This is a genomic window from Nocardia sp. NPDC051832 (genome assembly GCF_040681285.1).
In the GTDB taxonomy this organism is placed as follows: Bacteria; Actinomycetota; Actinomycetes; order Mycobacteriales; family Mycobacteriaceae; genus Nocardia.
In genome coordinates this window covers 328,463-348,073 of record NZ_JBFAYL010000005.1, presented here as the reverse complement: position 1 = coordinate 348,073, position 19,611 = coordinate 328,463, and the positions used below count along the sequence as shown (strand labels likewise).

Sequence of the window (19,611 nt, the reverse complement as noted above, 5' to 3'; positions counted from 1 at the left end):
CGCTAACTCACCTCTCGGCTCATCCTGCGCAGCGCCGGTCGACGGGACGGCGCGAGCTGTGCCCACCGGGCCGAGAGTTCGGCGACGGTGGCGGCCTCGAACATCACCCGGATCGGGACTTCCACACCGAGCACCGCCCGGATCCGGCTGGTCAGGCGGGTCGCCAGCAACGAGTGCCCGCCCAGGGCGAAGAAACTGTCGTCGATGCCGACTCGGCCGACGCCCAGGATCTCGGCGAACAGGCCAACCAGGGTCTGCTCCTGCTCGGTGCGCGGCGCGCGATAACTGCTGGCGGACACCCATTCCGGGGCCGGCAGCGCCGCCCGATCGAGCTTGCCGTTGGCGGTCAACGGCACCGAGTCGATCACCATCACCACCGTCGGCACCATGAAATCGGGCAGGCGCTCGGCTACGAACCCGCGGACCACGGCGGGCAGCAGGGTGTCCTGCGGGTTGTTGGCGTAGTCGGCCGCAGCGCCGACCACCGTCACCGGCCGGTACACCTCGGTCAGCGGCCGATCCTGGGCCACCGCGGCCTCGACGAAGACCGCGTCCATCCGGCCCCGCTCGGCCGACCAGGTGACCGCCGTCGTGTATCCGAGTTTCTGGCCCAGCACGTGCAGATCCTCGGGCAGCAGACCCGCGTCGGCCCGATCGGTGACGGCGTCCAGCGTGCCTTCGAAATCGGCGGCGCACAGGTCGGTCCGGTCGCGGGCCGGGACCGGATGACCGGCCCGGATCTGGTCGGTGACCGCGATCTGCCCGGCCAGTCCGGCGTGCGGAATGCCGGTGACGCGGACACCCTCGGCATGCTCAGCGCGCAGCAGCTCCTGCAGCGAATCCTGGTCGCGGAACTCGACACTCGGCAGCGCGGCCGTCGACAGCGCCGGCGTCGCGGACTTGCGCAGCACCACGTCGTAGCGGAACCGGGTCAACTCGTTGACCGAGAAGCCGCGCTTGAGCCCGATATCGACCGCACCGATACCGAGTTCCCGGCCGGCCGCGAGGAAGAACTCCGGGGCCAGCAGCATTTCCTTCTCCGCCGCGATCTCCCGGCGCACCCGCTCCTCGACCGCCACGGGATCCTCGCCGCCGCCACGCGCGATCTGCACCGCGGTGGTGAACTCCTCCAGCAGGGCCAGATTGCGGACGTCACCGATGAAGACCGCGCCCTCGGGCGTCAGCAACCCGAGGATGCGCTCCAGCACTCGACGCAGATACCGCTCGCCGGGGAAGTACTGGGCCACCGAGTTCAGGACCACGGTGTCGAAGTAGTGCTCCGGCAGCCCGTCCAGCTCGTCGGCGGCCCGGACACTCAGGAAGACCCGGTCGGCGTATTCCACGTCCTGCTCGTCCAGCTGCCGGCGCAGCGTGCCGATGGTCGCCGAGGACAAGTCCGTCGCCCAGTATTCGGCGCAGTCCGGCGCCACCTGCGACAGCACCAGCCCCGAGCCCACGCCGATCTCCAGGACCCGTTTCGGGCGCAGTTCGCGAATGCGGTCGACGGTCGCCGCCCGCCACTCCCGCATCTGTGCCAGCGGGATCGCCGCACCGGTGTAGCTGCTGTTCCAGCCGTCGAAATCGGAGCCGAAGGTGTTCGGTGCATCTTGTTGAGCCGCACCGTCGTTCCGGTCCTCGGCGTTCTCGCCCGCGGCGGAGTACAGGTCGTCGTAGACCCGTCGCCACTGGCCCACCAGTTCGTCCTCGCCGAGGGCGGGCCCGGACCGATCGGCCACCACATAGCCGACCAGCTGAGCGCCGCCGACCTCGCCGTCGTGCGCCACCACGACGGCCTGGGACACCGAAGGATGCTGCGCCAGCACGCTTTCCACTTCGCCCGGCTCGACGCGGAAGCCGCGGATCTTGACCTGATCGTCGACCCGGCCCGCGAACTCCAGCTGCCCGTCGCCGTTCCAGCGCACCACGTCGCCGGTGCGGTACAACCGGCCGCCGCCGGCGCGGTCGAACGGGTCGGCCACGAACCGGTTCGCGGTCAGCCCCGCGCGACCGTGGTACCCGCGCGCCAACTGCTCGCCCGCCACATACAGCTCGCCCGCCACGCCGACCGGCACCGGCGACAACCACGAATCCAGAACGAAGACCCGGGTATTGGTGCGCGGCACGCCGATCGGTACCGGACCGTCGGCGGCGGACCCGGCGTCGTAATGGGTGACGCACGCGGTCGTCTCGGTCGGACCGTAGCCGTTGACCACACGCGCGTCCGGGTACTTCGCGTTCAGCCGTCGCACGACCGCGGCCGTCAGCTCGGCGCCGCCGGCGATGATCGAGCGCAAGCTCCGCAACGGATCGCCGGACAGCGACTCGTCGTGATCGAGCAACGCCGACAGCATCGGGGGCGTCGTGAACATCTTTGTGACCGAACGGCTTTCGATCAGACCGCTGATCTCGGCCAGATCCGAACGCGCCTCCGCCGCCAGCACCAGCGTGGCGCCGCCGGCCAGCGCGGGCCAGATCTCGTAGGTAGACGCGTCGAAGGCGATCGAGGTGTGCACCAGCACCCGGTCCGCAGGACCGGTAGACCAGGCCTGCTCGACCAGGTTCACCACGTTGCGATGGCTGATCGCAACACCTTTCGGCACACCCGTGGAACCCGAGGTGTAGATCATGTACGCCAGCTGCTGCGGCTTCGGCACAGCGAGCGCGACGCTGTCGGCGCCGACCTGGGGCGTGTCGATGCAGAGCAGGTGCGCGGGCGAGCACGGCACCATGCTCGCGGTCGCCGAATCGGTGACCACCACCACCGGTGCGGCGTCGGCGAGCACAAAGGCCAGCCGGTCCGAGGGGTAGGCCGGATCGATCGGCAGGTAGCCGCCGCCCGCCTTCAGCACCGCCAGCAGCGCGACGATCAGATCGACCGTCCGGGGCAGCGCGACCGCGACGATACTGTCGGCCCCCACCCCGCGCGTGACAAGCGCACGCGCCAGTCGATCAGCCCGCTGGCCGAGTTCCCGGTAGGTCAATTCGGTGGCGCCGCAGGCGACCGCGATCGCCTCCGGCGTCCGCTCGGCCTGGGACCCGAACAATCCGACCAGGGTGCTCTCCTGGACGTCGACGACGGTCTCGTTCCAGCGATACAGCACGCGCTCGCGTTCGGCCGCGTCGAGGACCTCGATCGACCCGATCGGCAGGGCCGGAGCCGAGACCACCTGCCGCAGGATCCGCACGAACCGCGCGGCCATCGTCTCGACCGTGGCTTCGTCGAACAGCTCGCTGGCGTACTCGACGAACCCGATCCACCCGGCGCCCGCGGGCGCGTCGGCGACATTGAAGAACAGGTCGAACCGGGCGGCCGCGATGGAGGCGTTGTAGGACTCGAAGCGCAGGCCCGACAGTTCCAGGGCGGGCAGCGCGTTGTTCTGGAACGCCAGCGACACCTGGAACAGCGGATGATGCGCCGCCGACCGGGCCGGGTTGAGCAACTCGACCAGCAGTTCGAAGGGCACGTCCTGGTTCTCGTATCCGGCCAGCGCCTTCGACCGGACCTGGGCGAGCAACTCGCTGAACGACGCCCCCGCAGTGACCGCCGCCCGCAACACCCAGGTGTTGACGAAGAACCCGACCAGATCCGACAGCGCGTCATCGGTGCGGCCCGCGATCGGAGCGCCGATCGGAATATCCTCGCCCGCACCGAGTTTGGACAACAGCACGGCCAGCGCCGACTGCAACACCATCGACACCGTCGCACCCTCGGCGGCGGCCAGGCGCTCCACCGCGCCCCGAACCTCGGGATCGATGTCGAACAGCACCATGTCACCGCGATAGCTCGCCACGCGCGGGCGCGGGCGGTCGGTCGGCAACCGCAGCTGGTCCGGCAAACCGTCGAGTTCCTGCCGCCAGTATTCGAATTGCCGGGACAGCACGCTGCCCGGATCCTCCGGCGACCCCAGCAGCTCCTGCTGCCACAGCGTGTAATCCACGTACTGCACGGGCAACGGCGTCCACTCCGGCGCCCGGCGCGCCAGCCGCGCCGCATACGCGGTCGCCAGGTCGCGCAGCAGCGGAGCCATCGACCAGCCGTCACCAGCGATGTGATGGATCAGCAACACCAGGACGCATTCGTCGGCGCCGCAGCGGAACACGGTGGCGCGGATCGGAATTTCGGTGGTCAGGTCGAACCCGTACCGCATGGCCGTGGCCAGCTCGGTCTGCGCCACCGGCACGCCGTTGGTGTCGATCACCGTCACCGGCGCTGCCAGACCGTCCGCGTCGAGCACCCGCTGCGCGGGGACGCCGTCGGCTTCGACGAAGATCGTCCGCAGGCTCTCGTGCCGGGCGATCACGTCACCGACCGCCGCGCTGAACGCCGGCGCGTCGAACGCGCCGGTCAGCCGGACCGCCAACGGCATGTTGTAGGTGGCCGAGAGTCCCTCGAGACGGTGAATGAACCACAGCCGCCGCTGCGCGAACGACAACGGCAGCACCTCCGGGCGCGGCCGCACCGCCAGGGCGGGACGCAGCTGCGCTTCGGTGTCCAGTCGGTCCGCCAGCTGTGCCACCGTCGGCGCGTCGAACACCGTGCGGATCGGCACCTCCGCGCCGAGCACCACGCGGATGCGGCTGGTGAGCCGGGTCGCCAGCAGCGAATGCCCGCCCAGGGCGAAGAAGTCGTCGTCCAGGCCGACCCGGTCCAGGCCGAGGATTTCGGCGAACAGCTCCGCCAGGAGGTGTTCGCGCGCGCTGCCGGGCGCGCGGTACTCCTGTGCCGAGGCGAACTCGGGATCGGGCAGCGCCTTCCGGTCGAGCTTGCCGCTCGCGGTCAACGGCACCGCGTCGATCACCATCACCGTGGCGGGCACCATGAACTCCGGCAGCCGATCGGCCGCCCAGCGCCGCACGTCGGCGGCGAGCAGACCCGCCTGCGGGTTGTTGGCGTATCCGCCGAGCGCGCTCCCGGCAGCCGGGTTGGCGTACACGTCGGTCAGCGGACGGCCCTGCACCGCACCGGGTTCGAGGAAGAGCGCCTCCATCCGGCCCGGCTCGGCCGACCACGTCACCGCCGTCGTGAACCCGAGTTCCTGTCCCAGCGCGTACAGGTCCTCGGGCACCACGCCCGCCCCGTCGTCGAGCGTGCCCTCGAAGCCGACGCCCGGCGTGCCGGTGCCGGGCAGACCGGACCGAATTCGCTGGGTCACCTCGATCTCGCCCGCCAGACCGGCGTGCGGGATCCCGGTGACGCGAACGCCGGCGGCGTGCTGGCTTTGCAGCTGTGCCCGCAGCCAATCACGGTCGCGGAAAACGATAGTCGGCGTCGCGGCGGCGGAGAACGATCCGGCCGGGGCCTTGTGCAGGACGACGTCGTACCGGTACCGCGTCAGCTCGTTGACCGAGCGGCCGCGCTTGAGCCGGATATCGACGGCATCGAAACCGCTTGCCGCACCGCACAACACCGAGAAGTACTCCGGGGCCAGCACCAGCTCTTGCTCGGCGGCGATGTCGCGCCGCACCCGGTCCTCGACCGCCGCCGGATCGTCGCCGCCGTTCCGGCTGATCTGTGTGGCGGTGGCGAACTCGGTCAGCAACGCGAAATTTCGCACGTCGCCGACGAAAACCGCGCCGCCCGGAGCCAGCAGACCCGCCACCCGTTCCAGCACCGTCCGCAGATAGCTCTGGCTGGGGAAGTACTGGATGACCGAGTTCAGCACCACGGTGTCGAAATAGCCCTCGGGCAACCCGTCGATGTCGTCGGCCGGTTGCGCGCGCAGGACGACGCGATCGGCGAAGTCCGCGCCGAGTTCGCGCACTTGCCGGCGCAGCGTGCCGATGGTCGCGGCCGAGAGGTCCGTCGCCCAGTATTCGGCGCAGTGCGGCGCGACCTGCGAGAGCAGCAGACCCGAACCCACGCCGATCTCGAGCACCCGCCGGGGGTTCAGGCCGCGGATGCGATCCACGGTGGCCGAGCGCCATTCCCGCATCTGCTCCAGCGGGATCGGCGCCCCGGTGTAGCTGCTGTTCCAGCCGCCGAAGCCCGCGCCGAATTCGTCGCCGGGCTCGGGCTCGGTCTCGGCGCTGAGGGTTTCGAGGTCGGCGGCGGAATACAGGTCGTCATACACCCGCTGCCACTGGCCGACCAATTCGTCCTCACCGACGGCCGGGCCGGACCGATCGGCGACCACATAACCGACCAGCTGCTTGCCCTCGGCCTCGGCCCCGCGCGCGACCACGACGGCTTGGGACACCGAAGGATGCTGCGCCAGCACGGTTTCGACCTCGCCGGGTTCCACCCGGAAGCCGCGGATCTTCACCTGGTCGTCGCTGCGACCCGCGAACTCCAGCTGCCCGTCGCTGTTCCAGCGCACCACGTCACCGGTCCGGTACAATCGGCCACCGTTCGGGTCGAACGGGTCGGCCACGAATCGCGCCGCGGTCAATCCGCCGCGACCGTGGTAGCCGCGCGCCAGCTGCTCCCCTGCCACATACAGTTCGCCGGCAACGCCGACCGGCACGGGGGCCAGCCACGAATCCAGCACGTAGGCACGCGCATTGGTCACCGGCGCACCGATCGGAACTGCCGCGCCCGGCACGTCGTCCGCCCCGCTGGGCACGACGAACGCCGTCACGTCGACCGTGGCCTCGGTCGGACCGTACAGGTTCTCCAGCCGGACCCCGGCGAACCTGGACCGCATCGCCCGCACCAGGCCCGAGGTGAGCGTGTCGGCGCCGGTGTGCACCCGCCGCAGGCTCTGGAACACCGTGGCGGGCAACGCTTCCGCGTGGTCGACCAGCGCCGACAGCAGCGGCGGCGTCGCGAACATCGTCGTCACCGCGCGGGTCTCGACCAACCGGGTGATCTCCGCCGGATCCGAGCGCTGCTCGGCCGCCAGCACCAGCGCGGCGCCGCCGCAGAGGGCAGGCCAGATCTCATAGGTGGAGGCATCGAACGCGATCGAGGAATGCACCAGCACGCGATCACCGGGTGCTACCGGCCACGCCTGCGCGACCAGGCTCATCACGTTGTGATGGGTGATGCCGACGCCCTTCGGCACACCGGTGGAGCCCGAGGTATAGATCACGTACGCCAGATTCTGCGGTGCGAGCGCCACGTCCAGGTCCGGGCCGGCCGGCGCGGCGGCCTCGGGGTCGTCCAGGCACAGCAGCGGTATCGCCGTGTGCGGCAACACCTCCGCCGTCACCCGATCGGTCACGACGACGACCGGGGCGGCATCGGCCAGCACGAACGCCAGTCGATCCGAGGGGTAGGCCGGATCGATCGGCAGATACCCGCCACCGGCCTGGAGCACGCCGAGCAACGCCACGAGCAGGTCCACCGAGCGCGGCAGGGCGACCGCGACCAGCGTGTCCGGCCGCACGCCACGGGCGACCAGCACCCGCGCCAGCTGGGCGGATCGGGTGGCCAATTCGGCATAGGTGAGCTCGGAATCCCCGCAGACCACCGCAACCGCGTCCGGTGTCCGGTCGACCCGGTCTCGGAACGCCGCGACCAGCGTGGTGTCGGAGATCGCCGCGGCGGTGCTGTTCCACTGCTTCAGCACCAGGTCGCGTTCCGCGCCTTGGAGCACGCCGACCGACCCGATCGGCACGCCTGGCTCGGCCACGAGCTGCGCCAGCAACCGCACCCAGCGCGCCGCCATCGTCTGCACCGTGGACCGATCGAACAACTCCGTCGCGTACTCGACGAAGCAGTCCCATCCGGTCCCGGCCGGCGCGTCGGCGACATTGAAGAACAGGTCGAATCGTGCCGTGCCGGTCGGCGCCGGGCGCGGCTCGATCTCCACCCCCGACAGCTGGAGCTCCGGCAGCGTGTTGTTCTGGAATGCCAGCGACACCTGGAACAGCGGATGATGTGCCGCCGAGCGGGCCGGGTTGAGCAACTCGACCAGCAGCTCGAACGGGACATCCTGATTCTCGTACCCGGCCAGCGCCTTGCCCCGGACCCGGCCGAGGATTTCGGCGAAGGAGGCCGCCGGTTCCACGCTGGCGCGCAGCACCCAGGTGTTCACGAAGAACCCGACCAGATCCGACAGCGCGTCGTCGGTGCGCCCGGCGATCGGAGCGCCGATCGGAATATCCTCGCCCGCACCGAGTTTGTGCAACAGCACCGCCAGCGCCGACTGCAACACCATCGACACCGTCGCACCCTCGCGCGCCGCGAATCGCTCAACGGCCGTGCGGATCTCGAGATCGACGTCGAACAGCACCATGTCACCGCGATAGCTCGCCACCCGCGGGCGCGGCCGGTCCATCGGCAACCGCAACTGGTCCGGCAACCCGTCCAGTTCCGCGCGCCAGTACTCGAACTGCTGCGCCAGCACGCTCTGCGGATCCTCCGCCGAACCCAGCAACTCCCGCTGCCACAGCGTGTAGTCCACGTACTGCACGGGCAGGGGCCGCCAGTCGGGTGCGTGCTGCGCCAAGCGCGCCGCGTACGCGGTCGACAGGTCGCGCAGCAAGGGGGTCAGCGACCAGCCGTCACCGGCGATGTGATGGATCAGCAAGACCAGCACCACGTCATCGGCTCCGCGCCGGAAGACGCTGGCGCGGATCGGAATCTCCGCGGACAGGTCGAACCCGTAGCGGACCGCGGCGTCGACCGCGGCGTCCAGGTCATCGGGATTCGTGGTCTCAGCGAAGGGCACCACGGTGCTGTCCGCGGCCAGCACCCGCTGCGAGGGCACACCGTCCACGTCGACGAAGATGGTGCGCAGGCTCTCGTGCCGGACCACGACATCGCCGATCGCCGCACGCAAGGCCGCCACATCGGCGCCGCGCAGTCCGACCGCCAAGGCCATGTTGTATGTGGCGGAACGACCTTCGAGCCGGTGGATGAACCACAGCCGGCGCTGCGCGAACGACAGCGGCGCGATCCCGGTCCGCGGGCCCGCCGTCAGCGCCGGACGTACCCGGACGTCGGCATCGAGGCGGGTCGCCAGCTGCGCCACGGTCGGCGCGTCGAACACCGTCCGGATCGGGACCTCGACCCCCAGCTCGGCGCGGATCCGGCTGGCCAGGCGGGTGGCCAGCAGCGAATGGCCGCCCAGCTCGAAGAAGCTGTCGTCCACGCCGACTCGATCACGCCTGAGGACTTCGCCGAACAGCTCGGCCAGTACCCGCTGGCGCTCGCCGACCGGCGCCCGGTAACCCACCGAGGACACCAATCGCGGCTCCGGCAGCGCCGTGCGGTCCAGTTTCCCGTTCGCGGTCAACGGCATCGAGTCGAGCACCATGATCGCCGCGGGCACCATGAAGTCCGGCAACCGGTCCGCCGCGAAGCGGCGCACGTCCTCACCGGCCGCGTCGGCCACGACATAGCCGACCAGCTGCTTGCTGCCGGTGCCGAGGTCACGGGCCACGACCACCGCTTGCGACACCGCGGGATGCTGCGCCAGCACGGCTTCGATCTCGCCGGGTTCGACCCGGAAACCGCGGATCTTGACCTGATCGTCGACCCGGCCCGCGAACTCCAACTGCCCGTCGGCTTTCCAGCGCACGACGTCACCGGTCCGGTACAACCGGCCACCACCGGCCCGGTGGAAGGGGTCGGCGACGAACCGGTCGGCGGTCTGGGCCGGCTTCCCGCGATAGCCGCGGGCGACCTGCTCGCCGGCTATGTACAGTTCGCCCGCGACGCCGACCGGGACCGGCGACAGCGACGAATCCAGCACGTACACCCGCATATTGGCGAGCGCGGACCCGATCGGCACCGACACGTCGTCGCCGGAGACCTCGCCGGCGTTGAACAAGGTGGCGAACACCGTGGTCTCGGTCGGCCCGTAACCATTGGTGACCTGTGCGGCGGTCATCCGGTCGCGGATCCGGCCCACCAGCCCCGAGGGGAGCTCGGCGCCACCGGCGATCACCTGCGTCACGCTTCGGAACGCGCTGTCCGGCAAGACTTCCGCGTGATCGAGCACGGCCGACAACAACGCCGGTGTCGCGAACATCTTGGTCACCGACCGGTTCTCGATAAGATCCGCGATCTCGGCCGGGTCCGAACGCTCGGCCCGGGCCAGGACCACGGCGCCGCCGCTGATCAGCGCGGGCCAGATCTCGTAGGTCGAGGCGTCGAAGGCGACCGAGGAATGCACCAGGACGCGTTCGCCCGGACCGGCCGACCAGGCCTGGGCAGCCAGGTTCAGCACGTTGCGGTGGCTGACCGCGACGCCTTTGGGCACGCCGGTCGAGCCCGAGGTGTAGATCAGGTACGCCAGCGCGTCCGGCAGCACCATGCCGGCCCGGTGCGCGACGGCAGCCGCGCTGTCCTCGAGGGTGTCGAGATACAGGTGCGGCGTGGCGCTCTGCGGCAAGGCCGGCGCCGTGTCGTGATCGGTCAGCACGACCGCCGGAGCCGCGTCCGCCAGGATGAAGGCGAGCCGCTCCGAGGGATAGGCCGGATCGATCGGCAGATACCCGCCGCCCGCCTGCACTACCGCGAGCAGCGCCACGATCAGGTCCGCCGAACGAGGCAGCGCGACCGCGACGATGACGTCGGGGCCCACGCCCCGCGAAATCAGGACCTGAGCGAGCCGATCGGCCCGAACCTCGAGTTCCCGGTACGAGAGCTCACCGTCCGCGCCGACGACGGCCACGGCGTCCGGGGCGGCCGCTGCCCGCGCCCGGAACGCTTCGACCACGGTGCCGCGATCCGCGGCCGGGGCCGCATCGTGATTCCACTTGTGCAGCACCAGTTCTCGTTCGTCCCGGCCGAGCACTTCGAGGGCTCCGACCCGGGTGCCGGGAGCCGCCACGACCTGCCGGAGGATCCGCACCAGGCGGGCCGCGGTGGCCTCGATCGTGGACCGGTCGAACAGGTCGGTGGCGTACTCGATGAACCCGTCCCAGCTTCCGGCCGGGGACTCACCGATATTGAAGGTCAGGTCGAATCGGGAGTTGGTGCTGGCCGGCGGACGCGGCTCGACCTCGACGCCCGGCAGTTCCAGGCTCGGCAACGCGCTGTCCTGCAAGGTCAGCAGCACCTGGAACAGCGGATGATAGGCCGCCGAACGGGCCGGGTTGAGCAGCTCCACCAGCGACTCGAACGGCGCGTCCTGATTCTCGTACGCGGCCAGCGCTTTTGCCCGCACCTGAGCGAGCACCTCGGCGAACGACGCCTCCTGATCCACGGTCGCGCGCAGCACCCACGTGTTGACGAAGAAGCCGACCAGATCGGTCAGGGCGTCGTCGGTCCGCCCGGCGATCGGCGCGCCGATCGGAATATCGCGCCCCGCACCGAGTTTGCACAACAGCACGGCCAGCGCCGACTGCAACACCATCGACACCGTGGCGCCCTCGCGGGCGGCCAGCCGCTCCACCGCGGCCCGGATCTCGGCATCGATCTCGAACAGCACCATGTCACCGCGGTAGCTCGCCACCCGCGGGCGCGGGCGGTCCGTCGGCAACCGCAACTGCTCCGGCAGCCCGGCGAGCTCGGCGCGCCAGTAGTCGAACTGCTGCGCCAGCATGCTGCCCGGATCGTCGGGCGAGCCCAGCAATTCCTGTTGCCACAGTGCGTAATCCACGTACTGCACGGGCAACGGCCGCCACACCGGCGCCCGATCCGCCAGCCGCGCCGCGTACGCGGCCGAGAGGTCGCGCAGCAAGGTGGTCGCCGACCAGCCGTCACCGGCGATGTGATGGATCAGGAAGACCAGCATCCAGTCGTCGGGGCCGGATCGCAGCACCGTGACCCGGATCGGGATCTCCTCGGCCAGATCGAACCGATACCGCGCCGCCTCGGCGACCGCCGCGTCCACCTGATCGGGATCGACGTCGGTGACGAGCACCGGGACCGCGACACTGTCCATATCCAGCACCCGCTGGGCCGGCACGCCGTCGGTTTCGACGTACACGGTGCGCAGGCTCTCGTGCCGGGCCACCACGTCGTGGACGGCCGCCGTGCAGGCCGCGGCGTCGAACGCACCGCGCAACCGCGCCGTCAACGGGACGTTGTAGGTGGCGGACGGACCTTCGAGCCGGTGGATGAACCACAACCGCCGCTGCGCGAAGGACAGCGGGATCACCTCCGGCCGCTGCCGGACCGACAGCGTCGGGCGCACCCGGACACCCGTATCGAGCCGGGTTGCCAACTGCGCCACCGTCGGCGCGTCGAACACCGTCCGGATCGGGACCTCGATGGCCAGGACCGCGCGGATCCGGCTGATCAGATGCGTGGCGGACAGCGAGTGCCCGCCCAGCTCGAAGAAGCTGTCATCCGCGCCGACCCGCTCCCGGCCGAGCACCTCGCCGAACAGCTCGGCCAGGACTCGCTCACCCGCACCGCGCGGCGCGCGATACGGCGTCGAGGACACCATCGCCGGCACCGGCAGCGCCGACCGATCGAGCTTGCCGTTCGCGGTCAACGGCATCGTGTCGAGCACCATCACGACCGCCGGCACCATGAACTCCGGCAGCCGGCCGGCGGCGAACCGCCGCAGCTCCTTGCCCAGGGCCACGGCGTCCTCGGCCGGCGGATCGGTCACCACGTAGGCGACCAGCTGCCGGTCCCCGATGTCGCGCGCGACGACCACGGCCTGGGTCACCGAAGGATGCCGCCCCAGGGCGGTTTCGATCTCGCCGGGCTCGATCCGGAAGCCCCGGATCTTCACCTGATCGTCCGCGCGGCCGACGAACTCCAAGGTGCCCGCCGGTGTCCAGCGCACCACGTCGCCGGTGCGGTACAGCCGGCCACTGCCGGACGCGTCGAACGGATCGGCCACGAACCGCGCCGCGGTCAGCCCGGCTCGGCCGCGATAGCCGCGCGCCAATTGCGCACCGGCCACATACAATTCGCCCGCCGTCCCCACCGGCACCGGCGCCAAGCCGGCATCCAGCACGTAAGCCCGCAGGTTCGCCAGCGGCGTACCGATCGGGCTCCCGCCCTGATCACGCCGCACCGTGGCCATGTCCAGCTTCGTCACGTGCACGGTGGTTTCGGTGATCCCGTACATGTTCACCAGGACCGGCCCGTCCGTGCCACCGGCCGAGTACCACCGTTGCAGGTGCACCGGATGCAGGGCCTCGCCGCCGAAAATCACCATGCGCAGCGCGGAATCCACCCGGCCGCAGGCCGAGCGGGCTTCGGCCAGCGCGCGGAAGGCCGACGGCGTCTGGTTGAGCACCGTCACGCCCGCGTCGACCACCAGGTCCCACAGCTGGGCGGGCGTGCGCACCACGTCCCACGGCACCACGACGAGCCGGCCGCCGTGCAGCAGCGCACCCCAGATCTCCCAGACCGAGAAGTCGAACGCTTGGGAGTGGCACCAGGCCCAGACGTCGCCACCACCGAATTCGCACCACCGAGCGGTACTCAGGAACAGCGAGGCGACGTTGGCATGGGTGACGCCAACGCCTTTCGGCGTGCCGGTGGAGCCGGAGGTATAGATCAGGTACGCGAGGTTGCCGGGCCGGGGGCGGGCGGCGCGCGCGGCGGCGTCGCCGTCCGCCTCGGCCTCCTCGAGCAAGAGATGCGGAGCGGCGCTGCCGGGCAACGCTTTCGAGGTGGCTTCGTCGGTGAGGATCACGACGGGCGCGGCATCCCCGAGGACGAACGCCAGCCGGTCCGCCGGGTAGGCCGGATCGACCGGCAGATAGGCGCCGCCGGCCTTCACCACCGCCAGGATCGCGACGACCAGCTCCACCGACCTCGGCAACGCCACCGCCACGACGCTGTCCGGCCGCACCCCGCGCGAAACCAGCGTCCCCGCAACCTGTTCGGCCCGCCGGTCGAGCTCCCCGTAGGTCAGCCGCAGCGCGCCGGACTCGATGGCCACCGAGTCCGGGCAGCGCGCGACCCGGTCTTCGAACAGACCGAGCAAGGTGGCCGCCGAGTCGATCGGCTCCGCCGTGTCGTTCCATTCCTCGAGCACCTGGGTGCGCTGCGCGCCGAGCATGTCCACCGACCCGATCGGTGCGGCCGGATCGGCCACCGCCTGCCGCAGATAGCGCAGCAGCGACTCGGTGTAGCGGTGCAGATCGTCCTCGGTGTAGACCCGCGCGTCACCTTCCAGCCGCAGGTAGCCGCCCCGATCGGCCTGCCGCTCGTAGGAGAAGATGATCGAAAGATCGGCGGTGCTGCCCGCCGAGAAGACCTGGAGATCGGCCGACCCGCCCGCCATCCGCAACGCGCCGAAGAACGACATCACGTTGACATCCGGGCCGAGGGCATCGGCCTTGGCGTTCGACAGCTGCAGGTCGCGCCGGATGTTCGACATGCCGTAGCGCAGATGGTCCTTGGCGTCGGCGACGCTGTCGCGGATCCGCTCCGCGAGCTCGGCCAGCGACAGCTCGCGGCTCGAACGCACCAGCAGCGGAACGGTATCCGAGAGCTGGCAGGGCGTGCGGCGGGAGATGGCCGACTGATTGGAAACCGGCAGCTGGACGCAGAATTCGTCCCGGCCCGCGTGGCGCTGCACGGCGGCCGCCGCCACCGCCATCACCAGGTACGGCAGCCGGACACCGAGCGCTTCCGCCGCACCGGACAGCTCGGCCAGCTCCGCGCCGGACACGCCGCGCGTGCGGCCGACTCGCCCTGGCTTCGCGTCGATCTCGGCGTTGCCGGGCAGCCGCAGCGGCTCGATCCCGGCCGGGATCTGCCGTCGCCAGTACTCCTGATCCAGCGCCTGCCGATCGCGGCGATAGGCCTCGTCACTGTCGAGGATCTCCTCGACGCTCGCGAAATCGGCAGGGGCGGCCGGGATCCCGCGCAGCTCGTCGCAGTACACATCCAGCACGCGCTGCGCCCAGGTGGCGACGCCGACGCCGTCCATGATGATGTGATGGAAGCACATCGACAGCACATGGTGTCCGGCACCGATTTTCAACAGCGCGACCCGCAGCAGGCAGTCCTGCTCCAGGTCGAAGGCCAGCTCCCGTTCCCGGGACATGTAGTCCAGCGCAGCCGATTTCGGATCCGGCCGGTCGGTGAGGTCGAGGTAGACCGGTTCCCAATCCCGGATGTCGCGGTCGACCTGCAGCGGGTCGTCGGCATCCAGGATGAAATTGACTGCCAGCGACTCCGATTCGTCGAATACCCGGCGTACGGCGTCGAAAAAACGATGGATTTCCAGCTCCGCGTGCAGATCCACGTAAATGACACAGTTGTGGGGCATGTCGGAGAGCTCGTGCGCCAGCCAGAGTTCTTTCTGAATCGCTGACAGACGGCGCCGGATGGAATTTTTTTCGGATTGCATGGCATATCCCCTCGATTGTCAAGCGCCGAAACTGTTGCTGCGCTTGGCCCGGACGGCACTACCCAACCGGAGGACACCGCAGCCCGCATCCGCTGATCCCACCCCTGGATCACGGATGCGCAAGGAGACGCTTGACCTCCACTAACTCAACTATCTGATGAATTGGACAGTCGATCGACTTTCGAGCAGTCGATGCCCCAAACCCTGGCGCGGCGTGCTCGATCAGTATGTCGCAATTCGGACGAATGTCGTTGTAATACTGCACAATTCGCTGCGGTACCGGGGATTAACAAACTTCCGTACGGTTATATCACCTATACCACGACCGAATACCGAATACTCGGTTCGTTCGCAGCATGACAGACGGCAGCGACAGCGAATTGTTGACCATAAACCAGCCTGCAACATTGAAGGCCGTCATCGATGCGGTGCGAGGCTTACAACACCACATGACGCGCAAAGCCGTGTGCGGTAGGTGTATTGGCCATTGGGGGTGACGCTGGGGTGACGCGGAGGCGGAGCAAGCGATGTTTCCGTTGGCAGTGTGCGCTCGATGATAGCCCCAGTGCATACACTGGCCAGTGGGGGGGTGGTCACACCGCGTGTCGCCGGTGGTCCTTCCCCCTATTCGACCAGATTCTCGCTGCGTAGCCAGTCATAAGCGACGTCGGCGGGATCCGCGCCGTCGATGTCGATGCGGCCGTTGAGCTCCCGCATGAGCGGATCGGTGAGGCGCTCGGCGATGGTCCCGAGCAGCGCGCGCAGCTGCGGGTACTGCTCGATGATCGCGCCGCGCACCACGGCGGTGCCGCTGTAGGGCAGGAAGAACTTCTTGTCGTCGTCCAGGACCGACAAGCCGAGGTTCTTGACCCGGCCGTCGGTGGTGTAGACCATGCCGAAGTGGCAGGGCGCGCTCTTGGCCGTCGCCGGATAGACGACGCCGGCGTCCATCCGAGTGACGTTGCCCGCCGGAACGCCGTTCGGATCGTTGTACGGGATACCGTATTTGGCCAGCATCGGCAGGAAACCGTCCGAGCGGCTGAAGAATTCGTCGTCGACGCAGAAGGTGCGGTCGGCGACGGGCAGCGCCGCGACCTCCGACAGCGACTTCACCTGCAGGCGTTGCGCGGTCGGGGCGGACGCGGCGAAGGCGTAGGTGTCGTTGAAGTTCGCGGGCGGCAGCCACTCCAGATCGTGGTCGCGCCGCTCGATGTCGTGCACGCGCTGCCACAGTTCGTGCGGGTCGGCGATCGTCTCGGTCTGATTGTGATAGTTGACCCAGCCGGTACCGGTGTACTCCCAGAGGATGTCGGCGTCGCCGTTGAGCTGGGCCTGCCGTGAGGACGCCGACCCGGGCGCGCCGGTCAGGTCGGTGACGGTCGCCCCGGCCGCGGCCAAATAGGTCGCGGTGATCTTGCCGAGCAGCACGCCCTCGGTGAAGCTCTTGGAGGTGACGACCAGCCGCGCCCCGTCGAGCGGCCGCGCCCCGTCCGGCAGGCTCGAATCATGAAATGTCCCTGACGAACTCACCAGCCCGCAGCCGGCCAGCAGCGCGAGCGCCAGCAGCGCCAGCGATCCGGCCCGCGTCCACCTCATGCCACGCCTCGCGGAGTCGCGGCCAGCTCGACCAGCCGGCCGAGCCAGTCGATGACCAGCGCCAGCAGGCCGACCAGAATCGCGCCGGAGACGAGCAGTTTGGGCAGGAACAGGGTGACGCCGGTGGTGATCAGCGTCCCGAGGCTCGTCGCCCCGATGAAGGTGCTCAGCGTCGCGGTGCCGACCAGGATCACCAGCGCGGTGCGCACGCCGTTGAGGATCACCGGGACCGCGAGCGGCAGCTCGACCTGGAACAGTGTGCGCGCCGCCGAGAGGCCGATGCCGCGCGACGCCTCGATCGTGCGCTGATCCACCTGCCGCAAGCCGACGATCGTGTTCTGCAGGATCGGCAGGATCGCGTACACCACGAGACCGACTACCGCGGTACGGAATCCGGTGCCGAGCCAGAACGTGAACAACACCAGCAGGCCGACCGCGGGCGCGGCCTGGCCGATATTGGCGACGTTGACGGCGACCGTCTCGAAGCGCTTCAGGGCCGGCCTGGTCAGCGCGATGCCGAGCGGGATCGCCACCACGACCACGATCAGCGTGGCCACGGCGGTCAGCTCGATGTGCGCGAGGATCGTGGTCCGCAACGTCGACCAGTCCAGCGACGCCTGCTCGGTCGCGGTGAAGGTGCTCGACCGATACCAGAGCAGATAGCCGGCGCCGACCGCGAGAATGATGATCGGCTCGAACCAGACGTCGATCGGCAGGCGGCGCAGCCGGTTCACGAGCGGCCTTCCGATTCCTCGCCGATCGGCTCGGCCGTAACCTCGTGCCCGGCAAGGGCTCCCGGTTCATCGGTGGCGGCGACCACCGGTGTCGGCGCGGGATCGGTGCCGTCGACGTAGGTTTCGTAGGACAGGTCCTCGTGCTCGGGATGGCCCTCGGCGAGCTTGGTGCGGATCAGTTCGGTCACCGCGCCGATACTCAGCGAGCCCACCACCGCGCCCCGGCCGTCGGTGACGAGAGTGGCCCCCTGGCTGGTCGCGAGCATTTCGTCGAGCGCGTCGTTGAGCGTGGAGGACCGCGCCACCACCGGCAGCCGCCGATCGAGGAAGTCCGAAACCTCGGGTTTGCTGGCCACTTCCGCGAGGGTGGGCCAGGACCGCGGACGGCCCGCGCGGTCGACCACCACGATCCAGCCGTGCCGGGCCGCCTTCGCGCGAGCGATCACCGCGCCCGAGGGCTCCCCGATCCGCGCGGTGATCACCTTGTCGTACTCCACATCTCGCACCCGCGAGACCGTCAGATAGGCCAGCTTCGCCCCGGATCCGACGAGCTCCTCGACGAACGGGGTGGCCGGATCGGTGAGAATCTCCTCCGGCGTCGCGTACTGCTCGATGTGCCCGCCCTCCGACAGGATCAGCACCTTGTCGCCGAGCTTGGTGGCCTCCTCGAAATCGTGGGTCACGATCACGATGGTCTTGCCGAGCTCGTGCTGGATCGCGATCAGGCTGTCCTGCAAGCGAACCCGGGTGATCGGGTCGACCGCGCCGAACGGTTCGTCCATGAGCAGCACCGGCGGGTCGGCGGCCAGCGCCCGCGCGACGCCGACGCGCTGCTGCTGCCCGCCGGACATGTCCTTGGGCAGCCGGTCCGCGAACGTGGCGGCGTCGAGGCCGACCAGGTCGAGCAGATAGTCGGTGCGCTCGGCGATCCGCTTCTTGTCCCAGCCCAGCACGCGCGGGATGGCGCCGATGTTCTTGGCCACCGTCCAGTGCGGGAACAGGCCGCCGGATTGGATCACGTAGCCGATCGACTGGCGCAGCTTGTCCGGATCCTCCTCGGTGACATCGCGTCCATCGATGCGGATCCGGCCCTCGGTCGGCTCGATCAGCCGGTTGATCATCTTGAGGGTGGTGGTCTTCCCGCAGCCGGAGGGGCCGACGAACGCGACGATCTGACCGGCCTCGATCTCCAGGTCCAGGCGTGCGACGGCCGGTTTCTCCTGTCCCCGATAGCGTTTGACGACACCGTCCAGCACGATCGACGCGCCGGTCACGTTGCGTTCGGCCGGCACCGGCCGGATGGTCACAGCATCGGTCATGCGAGTCCCTTGGCGATGGTGAGACGTCCGAGCAGGACGAGGAGCGCGTCGAACACCAACGCGATCGCGACGATGAGAATGGTTCCGGTCAGCGCCATTTCGAGGGCGTTCGCGCCGCCGAGCCGGGACAGGCCGTTGAAGATGAGCGATCCCAGACCGGGGCCCAGCACATAGGCGACGATGGCGGCGACGCCGACCACCATCTGGGTGGAGACCCGGATGCCGGTGAGGATCACCGGCCAGGCGATCGGCAATTCGACGGTGAACAGGATCCGCCGGCGGGAAAGCCCGATGCCGCGCGCGGATTCGATGACCGATTCCGGTACCGACCGCAAGCCAACAATCGCGTTGCCGATCACCGGCAGGGTCGCGAAGAACGCCAGCATGAGGAATGAGGGCAGCACCCCGAGCCCGAACGGGACCAGCAGCAGCGCCAGCAGTGCGAGCGAGGGAATAGTCAGCGCGACCCGGCTGGAAGTCAGCGTGAGCGCCGAGAGCAGCGGCAGCCGATAGACCGCGACCGCGACGAGCACGGCCAGGACCGTCCCGGCCAGGACCGTCTGGAAAGCCAGCGACGCGTGCTGATAGGTAAGGAACGTCAAAAGTTCGCCTCGACCGCGGATGTAGCTCCACAAATGCACGGGATTCCCCTTGTCGGCCGATAGGCCGGGTTGGTTCCTGTTGGCATGATCACCGGACACGCGAGGCCCTGGACAGTAGCCGATCACAGTTGTCCCAGCTCAGGACGGCGCGCGGTAAACGCCGCGCTGTTATGCCGTTGTGGCCTCAGGCCCGCGT

5 protein-coding genes are annotated in these 19,611 nt (G+C 69.4%); all 5 read right to left on the bottom strand.

The window, feature by feature from the left end; all coding sequences use genetic code 11:
- Window positions 1–2: 2 nt before the first annotated feature.
- A complete protein-coding gene (locus tag AB0M14_RS31160) occupies window positions 3–15,164 on the bottom strand; it encodes an amino acid adenylation domain-containing protein (protein ID WP_365001340.1) in 15,162 nt (5,053 codons plus the stop codon).
- 624 nt (window positions 15,165–15,788) lie between these two features.
- On the bottom strand, window positions 15,789–16,760 hold the full coding sequence (locus AB0M14_RS31155; RefSeq protein WP_365001337.1) for a glycine betaine ABC transporter substrate-binding protein: 972 nt from the start codon (window positions 16,758–16,760) through the stop codon (window positions 15,789–15,791).
- Window positions 16,757–17,494, bottom strand: coding sequence for an ABC transporter permease (locus tag AB0M14_RS31150; RefSeq protein ID WP_365001335.1), 738 nt, complete (start codon window positions 17,492–17,494; stop codon window positions 16,757–16,759). Before AB0M14_RS31150 ends, AB0M14_RS31155 begins: the two co-directional genes overlap by 4 nt.
- Complete coding sequence (locus tag AB0M14_RS31145) at window positions 17,491–18,813, bottom strand: ATP-binding cassette domain-containing protein (RefSeq protein ID WP_365001332.1); 1,323 nt, start codon at window positions 18,811–18,813, stop codon at window positions 17,491–17,493. Before AB0M14_RS31145 ends, AB0M14_RS31150 begins: the two co-directional genes overlap by 4 nt.
- Window positions 18,810–19,454 (bottom strand): ABC transporter permease, encoded by a 645-nt coding sequence (locus AB0M14_RS31140; RefSeq protein WP_365001329.1) that lies wholly within the window; start codon window positions 19,452–19,454, stop codon window positions 18,810–18,812. Before AB0M14_RS31140 ends, AB0M14_RS31145 begins: the two co-directional genes overlap by 4 nt.
- Window positions 19,455–19,611 lie beyond the last annotated feature (157 nt).